This window comes from Streptomyces sp. NPDC007189 (assembly GCF_040703635.1).
Lineage (GTDB): Bacteria > Actinomycetota > Actinomycetes > Streptomycetales > Streptomycetaceae > Streptomyces.
In genome coordinates this window covers 66,469-83,713 of record NZ_JBEYEY010000024.1, presented here as the reverse complement: position 1 = coordinate 83,713, position 17,245 = coordinate 66,469, and the positions used below count along the sequence as shown (strand labels likewise).

The window sequence follows — 17,245 nt, the reverse complement described above, 5'->3', positions numbered from 1 at the left end:
CACCGTGGGCCGCGGCGAGGGCGGCTTGCAACTGGCGACGTCTTCGCGGTGTTTGCGGGACTCGGTGGCGAGTTGCTGAGTGAGGTGGCGGATCAGGGTGCTGGCGCTGCCTCGGTGTCGGATTGTGGGCGTCGTCGGGGGCGGCATCGCGTCGTGCCCTGCGGAGGGCCTCGACCTGCGGGCGCAGGACTGGGCGGCGGTAGATGAAGTCGGCGGACACGCCGGCCGCCCTGGCAATCGAGGTCACGCTTACGGGATCGCGTGTCTTGCGGGAGGGCCGATCGTCAGCAGCGTCACCGTCATGAGCGAACAACCCCAGATAGTGGCCACCCCGCGGGCCCAAAGCCGGTCCTTTGCCGCCCGTCAGCGACACCAGCGGCACTCATCAGCAACCCCGGATGTCACCTCATCAGCCTCGAACTGGGCGGCGACCCGAACGATCCCCGCAACCTGTGGGTGGAAGAACCCGACCCCGGCCACCGAACCCACGGCGTCAACAACCGCAAGGACTCCGTCGAAGCACCGCTGCACACCGCGGTCTGCACGGGCAAGATCACACTGGCAGCGGCCCAGAAGGCGATCGCCACCGACTGGACCACCGCCCTGCACAAGCTCGGACTGAGCTGACAGCCCCTCACCGCACCCCGCACGTCTGCCGGCTGACCGGCGCCCGGGTGTCTGCGGTCCTCCGACCGTGGCGCTCTGTAGCCGCCGTCCGCACACGGGCCCTGGCCAAAGCCGGGCCGGTCACCTGAAGCTATTCGCCGTGGAGGGCCGGGTCGCCCTCCTCGATGTGGCAGGCGGGGCTGTGTCCCTGCTCCATGAGCCCGAGCGCCCACGGCATCGGCCGAACGCCCTTCAGCCGGACCATGCCGGGGGCGAGCCCCAGACGGAAACCGGCGGGCTGGGCCTTGCCGGAGGCGCTGTAGGGCAGGAAGTCCACCGGCGAAGGGCCCGGGCTGGGATAGACGACGCAGCCGGAGCACACCGCCAGCGGATACCGGCCGGTCATCCTCGCCATAGCCAGCAGTCTGCGGTGCAAGCTGATCCGGGCCTTGGAGACGACCGCGGCACGGATGTCCGGCCGCCAGGTCGCCCGCTCGAGGGCCGGCCACCGCTCGCCTTCCCGGTGGCGTCTGCCTCGTGGGCGTTCACCGAGCTTGCCGATGCCGCCCTCGACGGTGGCCTCGATAGCCGCAAGGACGGTGGCCAGAGCGGGGTCGACCTGCCTGTGCCGGCCCATCGCTTCCAGAAATTCGGCGTCGGGCAGGTCCGGGGTGACGCCGAGGTCGGCGAGGGTGTCGAGGTAGGCGCTCTTGAGGCGGTCGTGCCACGGCTGCAGGTAGGCGCCCTTCTCGCGGCGCAGATAGGCCTCCAAGGGGTGCACGTTGCAGCCGAGTTCCTGGGCGTAGGCGACGCTGTGCGTCTGGTACCAGGCCGGGCCCTCGGGGCGATGACCGGTCGGGGTGAACGGGCTGGGCAGACGGGGGCCCACCTCGACGTGCGAGAGGTCGACCAACCAGCAACCTGGAATCCTGGGGTCGAACGGCGGATCCACGACATGCACAGGCTCCGACAGGCCCACCGGCAGACGGGCGGCAGCCGCCAGGAGCGGCGCATTCACCTCCACGCCCACCGCGAAAGGCAGGCGGCGCTCCTCATCAGTCAGCAGGTCACTGTCCCGCACCCACTCGAACGCCTCCTCGTCCAGGAAGGCGCCGCTCCACCCGGACTGGACGACCAGGGGGTGAGCGGGGCCGGCTTCCGGGGGCGCCGGATCCACCGGCTCCGTGCCGAGCGAGCCAGGGTTGGGGGCGGGCACCCAGTTCCCGGTCGCCTTGTCCCGTTCCGGGCGGGTGGGCGGGCGCAGCGCGGTCATCAGGTCAAGGCCCGCCAGGGCGGGCGAGCCGCGCGGGGTGATCACCCGCTCCGCAAAGACGCCGAGCGTGCGGGCGATGCCGGCCGGATCCATCCCGGCGACACCCGGCCACAGACGCTCATCCAGGGCGTTCCACGGCAGGATCGCCAGTCGTACGCCCTGCCGCGCTCCCCCTTCGACCGTGAGAGAGATGCGGGTCCAGGGGCCGAACCCCCGGCGCGTGAGACGCCAACCGTCTTTAACCAGGGATTCGACCACGGGGTGGTCTTCGGGCAGGTGCCTGCGGTACTCGTCGTGGTCCTCCAGATGCTCGGGCAGTCCGAGCCTCGCGGCCGCGGCTGTGGTCAGCACGATCAGCGGATCGGCTTCCTTGCCGTACCGGTGCAGACGCGGCGCACCAAGACCGGACTCGGCGCCCGCCCACTGCACCAGCTCCGCCACCGAGGCCGCCGGGCACTCCAGGACGATGCCACCGCTGCCATGGGCGGCGCCGTCACCGTCCAGCACGGCGAGCGGACCGTGAGGGAACCGCGGATCGGACGCCGGGGGTGCCGCAGCCCTCTGCGGGGAGCGGCGGCCTGTCTCCTCATCGGACGGCTGCCGGGCGCGGGAACCGGCCGGGCCGGTGGCTTCCTGCTCCCCCGGCACCGGCCGGCGCCTCGAGGCTGTGGCGGCAGCGGGACCGCCCTCGGCGGGCGCGGGGTACTTCGCCGCCCAGCCCTCAAGCAGCCGCCGGTACGCCGCGAGCCTCGGACCCTGCGGCACCGAACGGCCGTTCTCCCAGTTCTTCACCGTCTGCGTCGTCGCCCGCATCACCCGGGCCAGAGCGGACTGGCTGATCCCTGCAGCCTCCCGCAAACGCGCACACTCCACCGGCGGCGGCAACGACGCGCCTTCCTCCAGCAGCGCATCCACCGCCGCGAACAACTCCGCCTCCGACACCACCCACCCCACCTCCCCTCACTGGGAGGCCTTAACCGAATATTCGCCCTGTCAGTTCCCGACGACCACCTCCAGTAGCCGCAGACTTACGGATGGTGTGAGTGGACACCGTCCGACCCATACGTGTGGAGAGCGACCGCGGAGAACTCAGCGGTAGCGCTGACCCACTCCGCCCGACCTCTGCGCGTGGGGAGCGACGGAGAGACCACCACGGCGCGACTTGTGCCCCGTGGGGAGCGACGAACCGTACAGCAAGACGCTGCCCTGCGGCCGAACGGGCCGCGAGGGCGCATCAGGAGGCGAGCACGCGCTGGTGCAGCTCGGTGACGACCTTGCGGGCAGAGGAGATCGCACCGTGCTGCCAGGCGTCCAGATAGCTGAGGTAGTCGCCGGCGAAGTACACGTGCCCCTGGGCCGTGTTGAGCGGCGCGTACGCCGGTGCGTCGGGGCCGCCGGGCATGGAGTGCCAGGCGCTTTCGAGGTAGGGGACGAGCTTCCACTGGTGGGAGTAGGACGCGGCGAGTTCGCTGCGGTACTTGCCGCCGTGGATCTTGACGCCCTGGTCGAGGGCGCGTTCCAGGCGCTGGGCAGGGGTGAGGGCCGAGTACACGTCGGAGTGGGCGCCCGTGTTGTAGTAGCCGATGATCAGGCCACGCTCGCCAAGGTGCCCGTAGGACGGGTACCAGATGTGATCGAGGTCCAGGTCGGTCTCGGTGATGCCACCGAAGATCCTGAAATCCCTCTCCCACCAGCGGCTCTTGTACTCGAGGCCGATCTTGGAGGCGTAGGACGGTTTCACCGCCCGCAGGGCGGTCTGCACGGCGGTGCCGAGGTTGTGCGAGGTCTTGGCCAGGATGTGCGGGGCGAGGGTGGCGATGCAGTAGTCGGCCGTGATGGTGCGGGTACGGCCGTTCTGGGTGTAGGTGATCAGCACGCCGTCGGAGGTGTTCTTGATGTCGGTGACGGGTGCGCCGGTGCGGATCTTCTCCTCGCCTATGGCGCGGGCGAACGCCATCGGTATCCGGTCCATGCCGCCGACGGGCTGGAACATCAGCATCGCCTGGTCGTAGCCGAACTCGAAGGAGAAGTAGCGGCCCACGTTGGAGGCGAACACGTCGGAGAGGGAGGGTACGTCGCCGAGTTCCTCGCCGGGGGTGCCGGCGGCACCCGGGTCGACGCTGAAGCCGCGGTGTTCGGTCCCCGTGTACGTGTAGTCGGAGCCGAGCGAGCCGTAGCTCTTGAGGAAGGTGAGCAGCCGTTCCTTGTCGTCCGCCGTCAACTCGGCATCCAAGGCACCAGAGTTGGTGGCCTTGGACAGCAACTCGGAGACGTAGCCGTAGACGTCGGCCTTGGCGGTGCGGTACTGGACCGGCGCCTTCATGCCGGTGGTCTCGTTGTAGATGAGCGCGCCGGCATTGGCGTTGGTGAAGACCTCGATGGGCACGCCGAGCTCGCGGCAGTAGTCGAGGGTGACCATCCACTGGGCGAGGCGTGCGGGGCCGGCGTTCATGTACTGGCCCTTGCTGAATCCCGCGGTCTGGCTGACACCGTTGATGTCGGTCAGCCGGTCGCCGCCGCGGACGGTGAGGTTGCGGCCTCCGACGCGATCGCGTGCTTCGAGGACCGTACAGTCGTAGCCGGCCTTGCCGAGTTCGTAGGCGGAGGTGAGACCGGCGATGCCGCCGCCGATGACGACGACCTTGACGGGCCTGCCCTTGCGGCCCTGGAGGGTGAAGTCGCTCTGCCTAGGGGCGCGGAACGGTACTTCCTTCTCCGCTGCGTAGGCGGCGGTGGGGGCGAGGCCGAGCGCCCCCATCGTGGCGAACATGGCGCCGGCGCCGCCGGTCACACCCACACTGCGCAGGAACGCGCGTCGACTTGTTCCCGTCCCGACTTGAGGCTCTGCCATGGAGGGGCTCCCCTTCCGATCTTGAACGACGGGGGAAGCGTGCCAATGGACAGTTACGGCGTACGACGCATTCGTGTATCCCGCACGTTTCTGCAGGCGCAGAGCCGAAGAGACATCGACGCGCGGGACCGAAGGCACCCCCGACCGGCTGTGAGGCCAACGCGGCTGATGGCACGATGAGTCGGGATGAAGCGTGGGGATGCGTGCGCGGTGACAAGAGGCAGATTCAGACGGCGGTCCTGGGGAGCACGGACCCCGATGAGCCCCTGGTGCTTCCGCTGGAGGCGATCGAGTTGGAGGCCTTCCGTCGCCAGCACGACGGTGACACGTTCTGGTGCCGGCTCCTGCTCGGAGGCTGCGGCCTTCAGCTGACCACCAAGCTGTCCACCGGGTGTGCCACTTCGCCCATCACCAGTCGTCCGCATCGTCCAGGGCACTGCCGATGGTGCCGTGGTGACCGGCCTTTGACGGGTAGGTCACCTGAGGGGGAGCGCCCGATCCAGGCGTTTGCCGAGCCTCTCCCGCGGTCTGGAGCACGTTGCCCGCGACCACCACCGCTGCTTCCCCGACACCAGGTCTCGGCCACAACCCGCCACAATAACCGGCCATGACCACCTGGCTACTCCCCTTGCTCACCGCCGCCCTCGGCCACCTCGGACACTGGGCCCAGCAAGCTCTCATACGCCGCCACCAGCGCCAGGACGACGACCGCACCCGCATCCTCGCGCTGCGCGAGCAGTTGCACGCCCTCATCAAAACGGGCATTGCCCAGGCGGCCGACTCGCGCAACGACGCCTTGGTCCCCCTCGAACACGAAGCCCTGCTCCTTTACCGCAGGAAACTACGCACTCGCATCAGCCACGACCTCTCTCGTGCCCGCAACCCCCACCGCGCAGTGGCGTGGTCCGTCTACCTCTCCGACGCGGCGGCCTGTCTGGCCGCCGCCGGCCATGCTGGCCGTGATCCCGGCGGCGCGGCGGCCGGCCGACAAGCGATCTGACGCGCCGCATCAGGCCACGTCCGGCCCCGCAGACCACCGCCAGCACCACCCCTTGGGCGGCAGCGACTGGGGGAGTTCAGTCCAACGGCAGCAGTTCGGCCGTCACCGTCTGCGTCTTCTGCCGACGCCGGAGCTGCGGCTTGAGCATCAGCAGCTCCATGAACCGCTTCGGCGGCGGATAGCCGCCCGACTTAGCGGTGATGAACTCGCCGACCAACAGGGTTCGCGCGGCCACCGTGGTCGCGTCCGCGAGGACGTTCCGCTGGGCGATCGCATGGGACGCCGGCCGCTACCGGGAATCCGCCCGGCGGCGAGCGAGCCGGTGTCCCTGAACGTGAATCCTGTGATGCGGGCCGCCTTCGCCGATCGGCTCACACCGGGACGTGCACCGGGGACTCGGCACCGATGCGTTCGGCGGCCATCTGCCGGTAGTGCGGGCACTGGGTGAAGTCCTCGTGGTCGCAGTCCAGGGCGCACTCGATGAGCTTGAGTGAGGCTTGGACGGCAGCGATGCGGGATCGAAGGGCCTCCGCCTCCCGCTGGAGGATGCCGCGCCGGAGGCCGGGATCGGCAGTGGCGGCCAGGGAGCGGATCGTGTCCAAAGAGAGGCCCGCTTCCTTGGCCCGCAGGATCACCGCTACGCGGGTGAGGTCGGCAGGGCTGTAGCGACGGCGGCCGGCGCCGTCGCGTACCGGGCTGAGCAGGCCCATGCTCTCCCAGTGGCGAAGAACGTGGGTGGCCAGTCCGAAGCGTTCGGCGAGGGCACCGATGCTCAACGTCTCATGTTCGCCGCTTGACTTCATGCCGACATTAAGTCGCAGCCTGGCGCTCATGACCAAGGAAATGGGTGAGAAAGCGGGACAGGTGCAAGAGCCGACGGACGACCTCATCGCGCTCCTGGATGCGGCCGACCGCCTGCCCGGTGTCGTGGAACTGCGAGAGCGTTCCTATGCATTGCTGGGTGCGGGTCCCGGCATGTCCGTCGTGGATGTGGGTTGTGGTGCCGGACGCGCGGTGATGGAACTGGCTGAGCGGGGCGTCAAGGCCGTCGGCGTGGACCCGGACACGCGGATGATCGCCGTCGCCCGCGGCCGGTGGCCCGGGGCGGACTTCCGGGTCGCGGGCGCCCATGACCTGCCGCTGGCGGACGCGTCGGTCGACGGCTACCGGGCGGACAAGGTCTTCCACGAACTGGCCGAGCCAGAGCGCGCGTTGGCGCAGGCACGGCGGGTCCTCCGACCGGGCGGCCGCATCGTGCTGGTCGGGCAGGACTGGGACACCTTCGTCATCGACTCCGACGACCCTGTCCTGACCCGCACCATCGTCCATGCCCGTGCAGATCTGATCGCCAGCCCGCGAGCTGCTCGGCGATATCGCAACCTGTTGCTGGACGCGGGCTTCGACGAGGTAACGGTGGAAGTGCGCACCGGGGTCTTCACCGGGACGGCGATGCTGCCGTTGCTGGTCGGGCTGGCCGAGGCCGCCTGTTCGTCCGGCGCGGTCACCCGCCATGACGCGGACGGCTGGATCGCCGGACAGCGCACCCGGGCCGGCGCCGACCGGCTGTTCCTCGCCCTGCCGGTGTTCGTGGCGGCGGCAACCGTGCCCAGTTGAGTCGATAGGCGGCGCCGCGCCGGGTGTGGCTCAGTCAGGCTTGGGCCCGTGCTGCCGTATCGATGGCCGCACCTGCGGCGCGCGCACGTTGCCCCGTCTGCACCCGCCACCCGTACCGGGTGATCCCGCGTGGTTTGAAGACCGACAGTGCCGTGGTGGCGAACAGTACGGCCACGGCGGCCGCGGCGTCGAACACCAACTGTTCCCGCATCCCGCTGAGGTCGGTGCTGGTGAGATTCGTCCGTGCCGCCGCTTCCGCGACCTGGTCGGTGACCTGCATGTGCAGCAGGAGGAGAAACGTTGCCAGGACGGTCAGGGCGAGTTTCGCCAGCACCCAGTAGTGGCGGAACAGCCCCCATGTGGTGCCCAGCGACTGGATCAGCCCGGTCAGCAACGCCGCGAAGGCCAGCGGGACGATCACGTACCAGCCGGTCACGTCCATGGCGAGATAGGCGCCGCGGACACGTTGGGCGTCCTGGCCGGTCAGTCCGGCGACAGCGAGCACCAAAAAGGCGGCGACCGAGCCGAGCCAGCCGACAGAAGACGCGACGTGCGCGGTGAGCGCGACTTTGCGGAAGCCGGGCGGCGTCACCATCAGTGGCCGCCCCCGTGCATGCCAGGTCCCATCGCGCCGCTGAGGTGGAGCACGAGGAAGACCACGACGAAGGCCAGCGCCACCGCGCCGGACACCTTCACCCAGCGCGGCGTGCCGGGGGGCTTTTCCGGGCCGGGGGTGGAGCCGGCGGCGGGCCGGGGCGGCGAGTCGGCCGTACGGCCCGCACCTGCCGGATGGGTGCGGTCCTGCTGCTCTTCTTTCATGGCGGCAGATTTATCGAGACACGATGTCTCTGTCAAGTCGTGTTGTATCGTTGGCGTCGGCCCGTACACTGTTGTGGTGCCGAAGCTGTGGAACGAGACGATCGAGGAGCACCGCCGCGCCGTACGGGACACCGTGCTGGAGACCACCGCGGCGCTCGTGGCCGAGCACGGCCTGAGAGGCGTGACCATGTCGCGGATCGCCGAGCAGAGCGGCATCGGCCGGGCCACGCTCTACAAATACTTCCCGGATGTCGAGTCGATCCTGATGGCCGGGCATGAACGCCAGATCACCGGCCATCTCCACCAGCTGGCCGAACTCCGGGACCGCCCCGGCACTCCCGGCGAGCGCCTGGAGGCGGTACTGGAGGCGTATGCGTTCATCCAGCAGCGGCGGCACGGCCATGGCGGAGAGCTCTCGGCTGTTCTTCACCAGGGCGGGCATATCGCCCACGCCGAGCAGCATCTTCGCCACTTCCTCCAGGGCTTGCTGGCCGAAGGCGTCGAGGCGGGCCAGGTCCGGGACGACGTCGGGCCCGACGAGTTGGCGAGCTACTGCCTGCATGCCCTGGCTGGCGCCGGGGACCTGACGTCCAAGGCGGCCATCCAGAGGCTCGTCGCCGTGACGCTGGCAGGGTTGCGCCCCCAGAAGTGCGCATGACGTGGTCTTCGGTGGTTGCCACCGAGCGGGTCACTGTGAGTCCCGGTTTGGCGCATGGTGGTTGAGGACTGCCGACGCCGCTGATGATCGGGCGGTCGTGTGCGACACCGACGTATCAAAGCCTGTCTGATCGGTCGACCGGGCGGTGCGCCGTAACCAGCCACGAAGTGCTGAGCAGTCGCACCGTGTCGTCCGACGCCTCGTGGTCGCGCAGCAGTTCCGTCAGGGTGCGGCGGGCGCGGGCGCGCCCAGTCGTGTCGGCCTGCTCCATAAGGTGGCGAGCGGGGCCCGTCCCCAGCAGGAACTCCGCCGCGTCCTCGGCTCCGTGTTCCCACGACCCATACGCCTGCGCCCGGCTGATGGTGACGCCGGTAAATCCAGCCGCGGTGAGGACCTCGTCAATGCGGTCCGCGGAGGCCTGGGAGAACATGCCGGGCAGCCCGGGCCGCCCGAAGTCGCCGACGGCAGGAAGCCGCGCAGTGATTCCATCGCAGCCACCCAGTCGTTGAGCGTGGCATAGGCCGGGCAGACGAACGCCAGGCACCCGCCGGGGCGCAGCGCCCGGCCGACGTTGCCGAAGGCCGCTACGGGATCGGCGAAGAACATCACCGAGGCGACTGCGGCGGCGGCATGGCGGATGTTCACGGGGTGCCTCGAAGGAGTCGGTAGGAACGCCCGAGGCTGAGGCTGGGCGCGTCCGGATGAAGGAGTGGGGCGCGACCGCCCCGGCCCGCCGGTGTGAGCCGGCGAAGCCCGGAGCGGTCACGCGTGATGCCCTACAGCGATACCTCGGATCAGAGCCGGTCGAGGATGCTCTTCAGCTGCTTGACCTCGGCCGACTGGCCCGTGACGATGGCGCCGGCCAGCTTCTTCGCGTCGGCGTTCTGGCCCTTGTTCTGCTCGTCCTTGGCCATGGAGATCGCACCGTTGTGGTGCTCGATCATCATCTGGGCGAACATCTTGTCGAACTCGGCGCCCTTCATGGACTTCAGTTCCGTCATGTCCTTGTCGGACATCATGCCGTCGCCCATGTCCATGCCCGGCATGTCCCCCATCGCGGTGGGCTTGCCCCAGGACTGCAGCCAGCCCTTCATCGTGTTGATCTCGGGACCCTGGGCCTTCTCGATCTTGCTCGCGATGTCCTTGATCTCCGAGTCCGAGGCGCGTCCGTCGGCCAGCTTGGCCATCTCCACGGCCTGCTCGTGGTGCGGGATCATCATCTGCGCGAACTTGACGTCCGCCTCGTTGAAGTCGCCGGCCTTCGCGGTCGCCGAAGGCGTGGCGGAGGACGCACTGCTGCCGTGGTCCATTCCGCTCATGCCGCTGTGGTCGTCGCTGCTGCCGCAGGCGGAGAGCAGCAGGGCTCCCGCAACGGCCACGCCCGCGGCGGCGATGCGGCGGCTGGACTTGCGGCGCAGGGCGCGAGTGAAGGAGTTCACGATCGGTTTCACCTCGTGTGTCGGTTCTTCTGGCTTGTGTGGCAGCTGGAATCGCGGGGTCGCGCGGGATGCGCGCCCACGGGGCGATGCGGCCTACAGCCGAAGGACCGACAACTGGGTGAGATCCGGCCCGCGTGGCGGAGGGTGGGGCCGTTGCAGGGCAGACACCCGGGCGAGGAGGCCGGGCAGCCAGTCGGGATGGCGTGAGAGCGCCGCACGCAGCAGCGCGGCGAGGACCCCGGCGCCGACCATGACGGCGATGCACAGGGACAGCATGTCCATCGCCATCACGGGCGAGTGCGTGGACGTGGAGTGCTCCGGGCCCGCTGCCTGACTCCCGCCGCTGTGACCGTCCGTAGCAGCAGTGTCGTGGGCTGCCGGACCGTGGTCCATGGCCGGAGACGATGTCTGGGACGCGGTGCTCATCCCCGCAGAGGATGAGCTGTCCGGGTGGCCCACGGTGTGCATGATGAACACACCGAGCGCGAGCACGACGACGAGCAGCAGGTGCGCGAGGGCGCCTGCTGCTCGTACGCATCGGCTCACGTTCACCGTGGGACCTCCGAATCGACGATCTTCTCTGTCCGAGAGTACGGAAACGGAAGTCCGCGCGCTCACGCAGCCGCCGACGAGCGTCCGGGCAAGAACGGCAGCCGCCCGGTGGGTGGGCCGGGCGCCTGCGGTTCCGGGGCATTGCTCTGGCGGCTATTTGAAGGACCGCAGTCGCAGCTGTTGGTGACGACGAAGACCGAGGAGAAGGCCATCGCCGCACCGGCGATCATCGGGTTGAGCATGCCGAAGGCGGCCAGGGGCAGGGCGGCGACGTTGTAGCCGAAGGCCCAGAACAGGTTGCCCTTGATCGTGGCGAGGGTCTTGCGGGAGAGCCGGATCGCGTCAGCGGCCACCCGCAGGTCGCCTCGTACGAGGGTCAGGTCGCCCGCCTCGATCGCCGCGTCCGTGCCGGTCCCCATCGCCAGGCCCAGGTCGGCCGTGGCCAGGGCGGCCGCGTCGTTGACGCCGTCGCCGACCATCGCGACCGTACGGCCCTCGGCCTGCAGACGCTTGACGACGTCGACCTTGTCCTGGGGCAGGACCTCGGCGATCACCTCGTCGATTCCCACGGAGCGGGCGACTGACTCGGCGACGAGCTGGTTGTCGCCGGTGAGCAGGACGGGACGCAGGCCCAGCCGCCGCAGCTCGTCCACCGCCTCGGCGCTGGTGTCCTTGATGGCGTCGGCCACGGTCAGGACGCCGCGCGCTGCGCCGTCCCAGGCGACGGCTACCGCCGTACGGCCCTCCGCTTCCGCCTCGGCCTTGGCCTCGGCCAGTTCGCGGGGAAGTTCGATGACCCATTCCTTCAGGAGCCGTTCGCGGCCGACGAGCACGGCGTGGCCGTCGACGACGCCCTGGACGCCGAGCCCGGCGACGTTCTCGAAGTTCTCCGGCACCGGCAGGCTGCCCGTCCGGTCGATCGCCCCCGCCGCGATGGCCTGGGCGATCGGATGCTCGGAGGCGTGTTCCAACGAGCCTGCGAGTCGCAGCAGTTCGTCCTTGTCGACGCCTTCGACGACGTACACCTCCTGGAGGGCCATCCGGCCGGTGGTCACGGTGCCGGTCTTGTCCAGCACGATGGTGTCGACGCGGCGGGTGGACTCCAGGACCTCCGGGCCCTTGATCAGGATGCCGAGCTGGGCTCCGCGCCCGGTGCCGACCATGAGCGCGGTCGGGGTGGCAAGACCGAGCGCGCAGGGGCAGGCGATGATCAGGACGGCGACGGAGGCGGTGAACGCGGCGGTCGCGTCCCCGGTGACAAACAGCCAGGTCAGCATGGTGCCCAGCGCGAGGAGGATGACCACCGGTACGAAGACCGCGGAGATGCGGTCGGCGAGGCGCTGCACCTGGGCCTTGCCGTTCTGCGCGTCCTCGACCAGCCTGGCCATCCGGGCGAGCTGGGTATCGGCGCCCACCCGGATGGCCTCGATCACGAGCCGGCCGCCCGCGTTCACGGTCGCGCCGGTCACCGCGTCGCCCACGGTGACGTCCACCGGCACGGACTCGCCCGTCAGCATGGAAGCGTCCACCGCAGAGGCGCCCTCCAGAACCGCACCGTCCGTGGCGATCTTCTCACCGGGCCGGACGACGAAGCGGTCACCGACCACCAGCTGCGAGACCGGAATCCGTACCTCACTGCCGCCGCGCAGCACCGAGACGTCCTTCGCACCCAGTTCGAGCAGCGCCCGCAGCGCCGCGCCCGCCTTGCGCTTGGACTTCGCCTCCAGGTAGCGCCCGGCGAGGATGAACGCGGTCACGCCGGCCGCAGCCTCCAGGTAGATGGAGGAGGAACCGTCCGTGCGGGAGACGGTGAACTCAAAGCCGTGCCGCATCCCGGTCATGCCCGCCTGCCCGAAGAACAGCGCCCACAGCGACCAGCCGAAGGCAGCGAGCGTGCCGATGGACACCAGCGTGTCCATGGTCGCGGCGCCATGCCGGGCGTTCGTCCAGGCCGCCTTGTGGAAGGGGAAGGCCCCCCAGACGACGACCGGAGCCGCCAGGGTCAGCGACAGCCACTGCCAGTTGTCGAACTGCAGCGCCGGCACCATCGCCATCAGGACCACGGGTATGGAGAGAGCCAGCGAGACCAGCAGACGCTGCCGGAGGGAGAGCAGCTCTCCGTCGGCCGCCGGGGCGGCTTCCTCCTCGGCCTTCTCAGCGGCCGGGGAAGCGGGGGGCTCCGGCTCCTCGACGGTGTAGCCGGTTTTCACCACAGTGGCGATGAGATCGGCGACCTCGACGCCCTCCGGATACGCGACCTTCGCCTTCTCGGTGGCGAAGTTGACCGTCGCCGTGACGCCCTCCATGCGGTTGAGCTTCTTCTCGATCCGCGCCGCGCAGGAAGCGCAGGTCATGCCGCCGATGGACAGTTCGACCTCGGATATAGCGGAAGGTTGCGTGTCGGGGGACGTCTTCTCCGATGCCGTGCTGGTCATGCGTAGCTCCTGAAGGAGGCCGGGGCGTACGGCGTCCGTATCAGCGGAGCGGTAAGTCTCGGCGCGGGCAGGGAATGCACGAGGCCGGGGACGGGAAACCCCCGGCCGCTGGTCAGGACTGGCCGACGAGTTCGTAGCCGGCCTCGTCGACGGCGGCGCGGACGGCCGCCTCGTCGAGCGGCGCGGCGGAGGTGACGGTGACCTCGCCGGTCTCGGCGACGGCCTTCACCGCGCTGACGCCCTCCAGCGCGGATATCTCCTGGGAGACCGCGCTCTCGCAGTGGCCGCAGGTCATGCCGGACACCTTGTAGACGGTGGTGACAGCGGCTCCCTGGACCTGGATGACCTCCGTCGTGCCGGAGCCGCAGGAGCAGCCGCAGCAGGAGCTGGTGTTCGTCTGTTCGGTCATGGTTCTTCCTCAGCGGTGTGGATGCGTGGGTCGCCCTCGGGCACGGCGGCAGTTCCCCGCGCCCCTCGACAGCGACAACACTATACCCCCAGGGGGTATCCCTCTACTCCCCGCCTGCCTTCGCCCCCCTTCGGCTTGGACGCGGCTATCCCGGCCGGACAGGCCCCGACCGTGCGGCGTATTGGCCCATACGTGCACGTAACCTGACTAAGCGTGCTAATCGGTTTACGATCTGTCGCATGCTGCAGGAATCTGCCGGTCGCGCGGATACGCGCAAGCCGGCACTCGTCCTCCTCGTGGGTCTGGTGCTGATGCTCCTGGCCCACGTGGTCGCGTGTGCCGCGCACCCGGCAGAGAGACATGACCATGCTGCGGCAAGGGTCGCCCCGATGGCCTACGAGGAGCCCGGCTCAAGCAGTCCGCGCCTCGCGGACGAGACGGTGAGCTGCTCCTTGGACCACGGAGCTCACGACCATCCAGGCCACGGCCTTGGGTGCTGCGGCTCGGCCGACTCACCCGCTGACGTGCGCGCACCCGCGGGAGCGGCGCTCCTGACGCTCATGCTGCTCGCTCTGCTCTGCCTCCGTCACCGTGTGGCGGACCTCCTTCCATCCGGCGCGCCGCCAGGTAGAGATCTGGCCGCCGTATTGGCTCCTGATGGATGTCACCTGCTGCGTCTGGTCTGCGTCAGCCGTACCTGACCGTGCCCGCCCGGCGAAATCAGCCGGGCCGTCCGGCACATCCCTGTACGGCACACGCGCGGCCCTCATGGTGAACGGGCCGTGAAAGGACCCCCACATGAGCACAGCCCTGCGCAGCATCAATCCGCGCGACATCGACTCCTTCCTCGCGGCACACGAACTCCCCGGGCGGGCCGGCCTACCGCGCCGATCGCCCGCCGGGATGGTCGGCAACACACCCGTCCTGTGGATCGGCGAGCCCTTCAACCCTCCTGGCCGCGGCTTCTGGGCCAAGCTGGAGGGCACCAATCCCGGCGGGATCAAGGACCGGGCGGCGCTCCACATGATCGCCGCCGCCCGCAAGCGCGGTGAGCTCGCGCCGGGCGCCCCGGTCATCGAGTCCACCAGCGGCACGCTCGGCCTCGGACTCGCCCTGGCCGGGATCACCTATGGCCATCCGGTCACGCTGGTCAGCGACCCTGGAATGGAACCGCTCATGGTGCACCAGCTACGGGCGCTCGGCGCGCACGTGGAGGTGGTCACCGAGCCCCATCCGGTGGGCGGCTGGCAGCAGGCACGCCGACAGCGCGTACACGAGCTGCTCGTTCGTACGCCGTCGGCCTGGTGCCCCGACCAGTACAACAACCCCGACAACGCTGACGCCTACGCGCCCCTCGCCCTCGAGCTTATCGTCCAGCTCGGCCGGATCGACGTCCTGGTGGCGGCGGTCGGCACCGGCGGCCACTCGGCCGGGATTGCCCGCACGCTTCGCACCTTCAACCCCGAGCTCAGGCTCGTCGGCGTCGACTCGGTCAACTCAACCGTCTTCGGGCAGCCCGCCGGACCGCGCCTGATGCGTGGCCTGGGCAGCAGCATCCACCCCCGCAACGTCGACCACACCGCTTTCGACGAAGTGCACTGGGTGGCCCCCGGCGAAGCGGTGTGGACCTGCCGCGAGCTGGCCCGCGGCCACTACGCCAGCGGCGGCTGGAGTGTGGGCGCGGTCGCCCTGGTCGGCAACTGGCTGGCCCGTACGCAGCCGGAGCACATCCGTATCGTGGCGATCTTCCCTGACGGCGTCCATCGCTACTGGAACACCGTCTACAGCGACGACTACTGCCGCGAGCACGGCCTCCTCCACTGCTCCCCGGCCGCCGACCCGGACGAGATCGCGCACCCGGGCGACTACGTGGTCGAGCGGTGGACCCGCTGCACCAACGTCACGGTGCCGGAAGGGGCTCTCCGATGAGGTCCCTGCTCATCCAGTTCCGGTCGTTCAACGGGTGCGCCCGCCTGCTGATGGTCCAGCAGTTCACCATCAACACCGCCTTCTACATGCTCATGCCCTACCTTGCCGTCCATCTGGCCGACGGCCTGGGCATGGCCGCCTGGGCCGTCGGCCTGGTGCTGGGCGTGCGCAACTTCACCCAGCAAGGCATGTTCCTCATCGGCGGAACGCTCGCCGACCGAATCGGCTACAAGCCCGTGATCATCACGGGGTGCGTCCTGCGGACCGCCGGGTTCGGCCTGCTGGGCTTCGTCGACTCGCTGCCCGCCCTCGTCATGGCGTCGGCGGCGACCGGATTCGCCGGCGCGCTGTTCAACCCCGCGGTACGCGCCTATCTCGCACAGGAGGCCGGGGACCGGCGCGTGGAAGCGTTCGCCGCCTTCAACGTCTTCTACCAGGCGGGCATGTTCATCGGCCCGTTGGTCGGGCTCGCCCTGCTGGCCGCCGACTTCCAACTGGTGTGCACGGTGGCCGCGCTGCTGTTCCTGGCCCTGACGGTCATCCAGCTGCGCAAGCTGCCGGTCCGCACGAACAGAGCGCCGGCCGAGCGCGGCGGCGTACTGGCCGACTGGCGCACGGCGATCGGCAACCGGCCGTTCCTGCTCTTCTCCGCCGCCATGATCGGCTCCTACATCCTGTCCTTCCAGGTCTACCTCGCCCTGCCCCTGCAGGCACACCACGTGGCCCCAGACAGCGGCGACGCAGTGACCACCGCCCTGTTCGCGGTCTCCGCAGCCGTCGCCGTGGCGGGCCAGCTGAAAATCACCACCTGGGCCCGAGCACGCTGGTCTGCGCAGCGCGCGATCGTGTACGGCATCGCGCTCATGGGAGCAGCGTTCCTCCCACTGACCGTCGGCTCAACCGCGGTCACGCAGGCCTCCGGCCTCCTGACCTGGACGGCGGCACTGGCACCCCTGGTCATGGCGGTGGCCCTGCTCGGACTGGGCACCGCGGTGGTCTACCCCTTCGAGATGGACACCGTCGTCTCCCTCGCCGGCGGACGCCTGGTCGCCACCCACTACGGCCTGTACAACACCGTCTCGGGCCTGGGCATCACGCTGGGCAACCTCGCCACCGGTGCCGTCTGGGATGCTGCCCAACGTCTGGGACGGCCAGAGCTGACCTGGTGGGCCCTCGCGACCACCGGCGGGATGTGCGCCGGCGCCGTCAGTCTCCTGGCCCGATGGGGCCGCGCGCCGTCTCACCCTCAACCCGCGGGGGTCACCTCATGACTGCGAGCCCAGCCTGCGGCGAGCTCGAGAGCTGGCCGGCACGGCAACGAAGGACGGACCCCTCAGCCGAGTAGGGCCTGCTCAGTGGCCGACATACCCCCTGCCGGTATAGTGGCGGCGGCTCCTGCCCAGCGAAGCACGCATTTGAACTCGTCTCCGAGCGGCAGGGCCGGTCCTTGATCATCACCAGCAATAGGGCGCCCAGCGACTGGTATCCCCTCTTCCCCAACCCGGTCGTCGCCGAGTCGCTGCTGGACCGGCTGATCAACTCCAGCCACCAGGTCATCATGAACGGCCCCAGCTACCGGCCCAACAAGCGACCGAAAGGACCCACCACCACGACCGAACCACCGCAACAATAGGCAGCCCGCCGGATCACCGGTCTGCTC

General features: G+C 69.6%; 16 protein-coding genes and 2 pseudogenes. 7 read left to right on the top strand and 11 right to left on the bottom strand.

The features are described 5' to 3' along the window. Positions 1-402 precede the first annotated feature (402 nt). Positions 403-627, top strand: a pseudogene (locus AB0950_RS35740) (hypothetical protein); the annotation flags it as partial. A 130-nt stretch (positions 628-757) separates the two neighbouring features. Here the strand turns inward: AB0950_RS35740 and AB0950_RS35735 are convergent. Beyond that, positions 758-2,824 carry a helix-turn-helix domain-containing protein gene (locus tag AB0950_RS35735; RefSeq protein ID WP_366780301.1) on the bottom strand — a complete coding sequence of 689 codons (2,067 nt, stop codon included), beginning with the start codon at positions 2,822-2,824 and terminating at the stop codon, positions 758-760. Positions 2,825-3,113: 289 nt separating this feature from the next. Then, positions 3,114-4,730, bottom strand: coding sequence for a flavin monoamine oxidase family protein (locus tag AB0950_RS35730; RefSeq protein ID WP_366780300.1), 1,617 nt, complete (start codon positions 4,728-4,730; stop codon positions 3,114-3,116). A 607-nt stretch (positions 4,731-5,337) separates the two neighbouring features. Here AB0950_RS35730 and AB0950_RS35725 point away from each other — a divergent pair. Further along, positions 5,338-5,730: a hypothetical protein gene (locus AB0950_RS35725; RefSeq protein WP_366780299.1), complete on the top strand. Its 393-nt coding sequence runs from the start codon at positions 5,338-5,340 to the stop codon at positions 5,728-5,730. Between the two features lie 76 nt (positions 5,731-5,806). On the opposite strand, the gene AB0950_RS35720 is transcribed toward AB0950_RS35725, so the two are convergent. Both AB0950_RS35720 and AB0950_RS35715 read right to left on the bottom strand, forming a co-directional pair. Further along, positions 5,807-5,965, bottom strand: coding sequence for a hypothetical protein (locus AB0950_RS35720; protein ID WP_360161548.1), 159 nt, complete (start codon positions 5,963-5,965; stop codon positions 5,807-5,809). Between the two features lie 136 nt (positions 5,966-6,101). Beyond that, positions 6,102-6,533: a MerR family transcriptional regulator gene (locus AB0950_RS35715; protein WP_360161546.1), complete on the bottom strand. Its 432-nt coding sequence runs from the start codon at positions 6,531-6,533 to the stop codon at positions 6,102-6,104. 28 nt (positions 6,534-6,561) lie between these two features. On the opposite strand from AB0950_RS35715, the gene AB0950_RS35710 reads away from it, so the two are divergent. Next, a complete protein-coding gene (locus AB0950_RS35710; RefSeq protein ID WP_366780298.1) occupies positions 6,562-7,344 on the top strand; it encodes a methyltransferase domain-containing protein in 783 nt (260 codons plus the stop codon). A 34-nt stretch (positions 7,345-7,378) separates the two neighbouring features. Here the strand turns inward: AB0950_RS35710 and AB0950_RS35705 are convergent, their stop codons facing one another. Beyond that, complete coding sequence (locus tag AB0950_RS35705) at positions 7,379-7,939, bottom strand: hypothetical protein (protein ID WP_366780297.1); 561 nt, start codon at positions 7,937-7,939, stop codon at positions 7,379-7,381. Continuing rightward, a complete protein-coding gene (locus AB0950_RS35700) occupies positions 7,939-8,163 on the bottom strand; it encodes a hypothetical protein (protein ID WP_360161540.1) in 225 nt (74 codons plus the stop codon). The genes AB0950_RS35705 and AB0950_RS35700 overlap by 1 nt, the downstream gene beginning before the upstream one ends. 76 nt (positions 8,164-8,239) lie before the next feature. On the opposite strand from AB0950_RS35700, the gene AB0950_RS35695 reads away from it, so the two are divergent. Further along, positions 8,240-8,821, top strand: a complete 582-nt coding sequence (locus AB0950_RS35695) for a TetR/AcrR family transcriptional regulator (protein WP_366780296.1) — start codon at positions 8,240-8,242, stop codon at positions 8,819-8,821. A gap of 115 nt (positions 8,822-8,936) precedes the next feature. Here the strand turns inward: AB0950_RS35695 and AB0950_RS35690 are convergent, their stop codons facing one another. The 5 genes and pseudogenes from AB0950_RS35690 to AB0950_RS35670 form a co-directional block, all read right to left on the bottom strand. Further along, entirely contained in the window at positions 8,937-9,251 is a 315-nt protein-coding gene (locus AB0950_RS35690; protein WP_366780295.1) for a hypothetical protein, read from the bottom strand. Between the two features lie 364 nt (positions 9,252-9,615). Then, on the bottom strand, positions 9,616-10,260 hold the full coding sequence (locus AB0950_RS35685; protein ID WP_366780293.1) for a DUF305 domain-containing protein: 645 nt from the start codon (positions 10,258-10,260) through the stop codon (positions 9,616-9,618). 93 nt (positions 10,261-10,353) lie between these two features. Beyond that, entirely contained in the window at positions 10,354-10,812 is a 459-nt protein-coding gene (locus AB0950_RS35680; protein WP_366780292.1) for a DUF6153 family protein, read from the bottom strand. Positions 10,813-10,965: 153 nt separating this feature from the next. Continuing rightward, positions 10,966-13,247 (bottom strand): annotated as a pseudogene (locus AB0950_RS35675) (heavy metal translocating P-type ATPase). A 112-nt stretch (positions 13,248-13,359) separates the two neighbouring features. Further along, on the bottom strand, positions 13,360-13,656 hold the full coding sequence (locus AB0950_RS35670) for a heavy-metal-associated domain-containing protein (protein WP_360575998.1): 297 nt from the start codon (positions 13,654-13,656) through the stop codon (positions 13,360-13,362). 798 nt (positions 13,657-14,454) lie between these two features. On the opposite strand from AB0950_RS35670, the gene AB0950_RS35665 reads away from it, so the two are divergent. From AB0950_RS35665 to AB0950_RS35655, 3 genes are all read left to right on the top strand, one after another. After that, positions 14,455-15,585, top strand: a complete 1,131-nt coding sequence (locus AB0950_RS35665; protein WP_366780290.1) for a PLP-dependent cysteine synthase family protein — start codon at positions 14,455-14,457, stop codon at positions 15,583-15,585. Continuing rightward, positions 15,582-16,856 (top strand): MFS transporter, encoded by a 1,275-nt coding sequence (locus tag AB0950_RS35660; protein WP_366780289.1) that lies wholly within the window; start codon positions 15,582-15,584, stop codon positions 16,854-16,856. The genes AB0950_RS35665 and AB0950_RS35660 overlap by 4 nt, the downstream gene beginning before the upstream one ends. Before the next feature lie 77 nt (positions 16,857-16,933). Then, a complete protein-coding gene (locus tag AB0950_RS35655) occupies positions 16,934-17,218 on the top strand; it encodes an ATP-binding protein (RefSeq protein WP_366780317.1) in 285 nt (94 codons plus the stop codon). Positions 17,219-17,245: the final 27 nt, after the last annotated feature.

Coding starts and splice junctions, on each gene's coding strand:
- AB0950_RS35730 (WP_366780300.1), bottom strand. CDS start 4,730: ATGGCAGAGCCTCAAGTCGGGACGGGAACAAGTCGACGCGCGTTCCTG.
- AB0950_RS35725 (WP_366780299.1), top strand. CDS start 5,338: ATGACCACCTGGCTACTCCCCTTGCTCACCGCCGCCCTCGGCCACCTC.
- AB0950_RS35715 (WP_360161546.1), bottom strand. CDS start 6,533: ATGAAGTCAAGCGGCGAACATGAGACGTTGAGCATCGGTGCCCTCGCC.
- AB0950_RS35710 (WP_366780298.1), top strand. CDS start 6,562: ATGACCAAGGAAATGGGTGAGAAAGCGGGACAGGTGCAAGAGCCGACG.
- AB0950_RS35705 (WP_366780297.1), bottom strand. CDS start 7,939: ATGGTGACGCCGCCCGGCTTCCGCAAAGTCGCGCTCACCGCGCACGTC.
- AB0950_RS35700 (WP_360161540.1), bottom strand. CDS start 8,163: ATGAAAGAAGAGCAGCAGGACCGCACCCATCCGGCAGGTGCGGGCCGT.
- AB0950_RS35690 (WP_366780295.1), bottom strand. CDS start 9,251: ATGTTCTCCCAGGCCTCCGCGGACCGCATTGACGAGGTCCTCACCGCG.
- AB0950_RS35670 (WP_360575998.1), bottom strand. CDS start 13,656: ATGACCGAACAGACGAACACCAGCTCCTGCTGCGGCTGCTCCTGCGGC.
- AB0950_RS35665 (WP_366780290.1), top strand. CDS start 14,455: ATGAGCACAGCCCTGCGCAGCATCAATCCGCGCGACATCGACTCCTTC.
- AB0950_RS35660 (WP_366780289.1), top strand. CDS start 15,582: ATGAGGTCCCTGCTCATCCAGTTCCGGTCGTTCAACGGGTGCGCCCGC.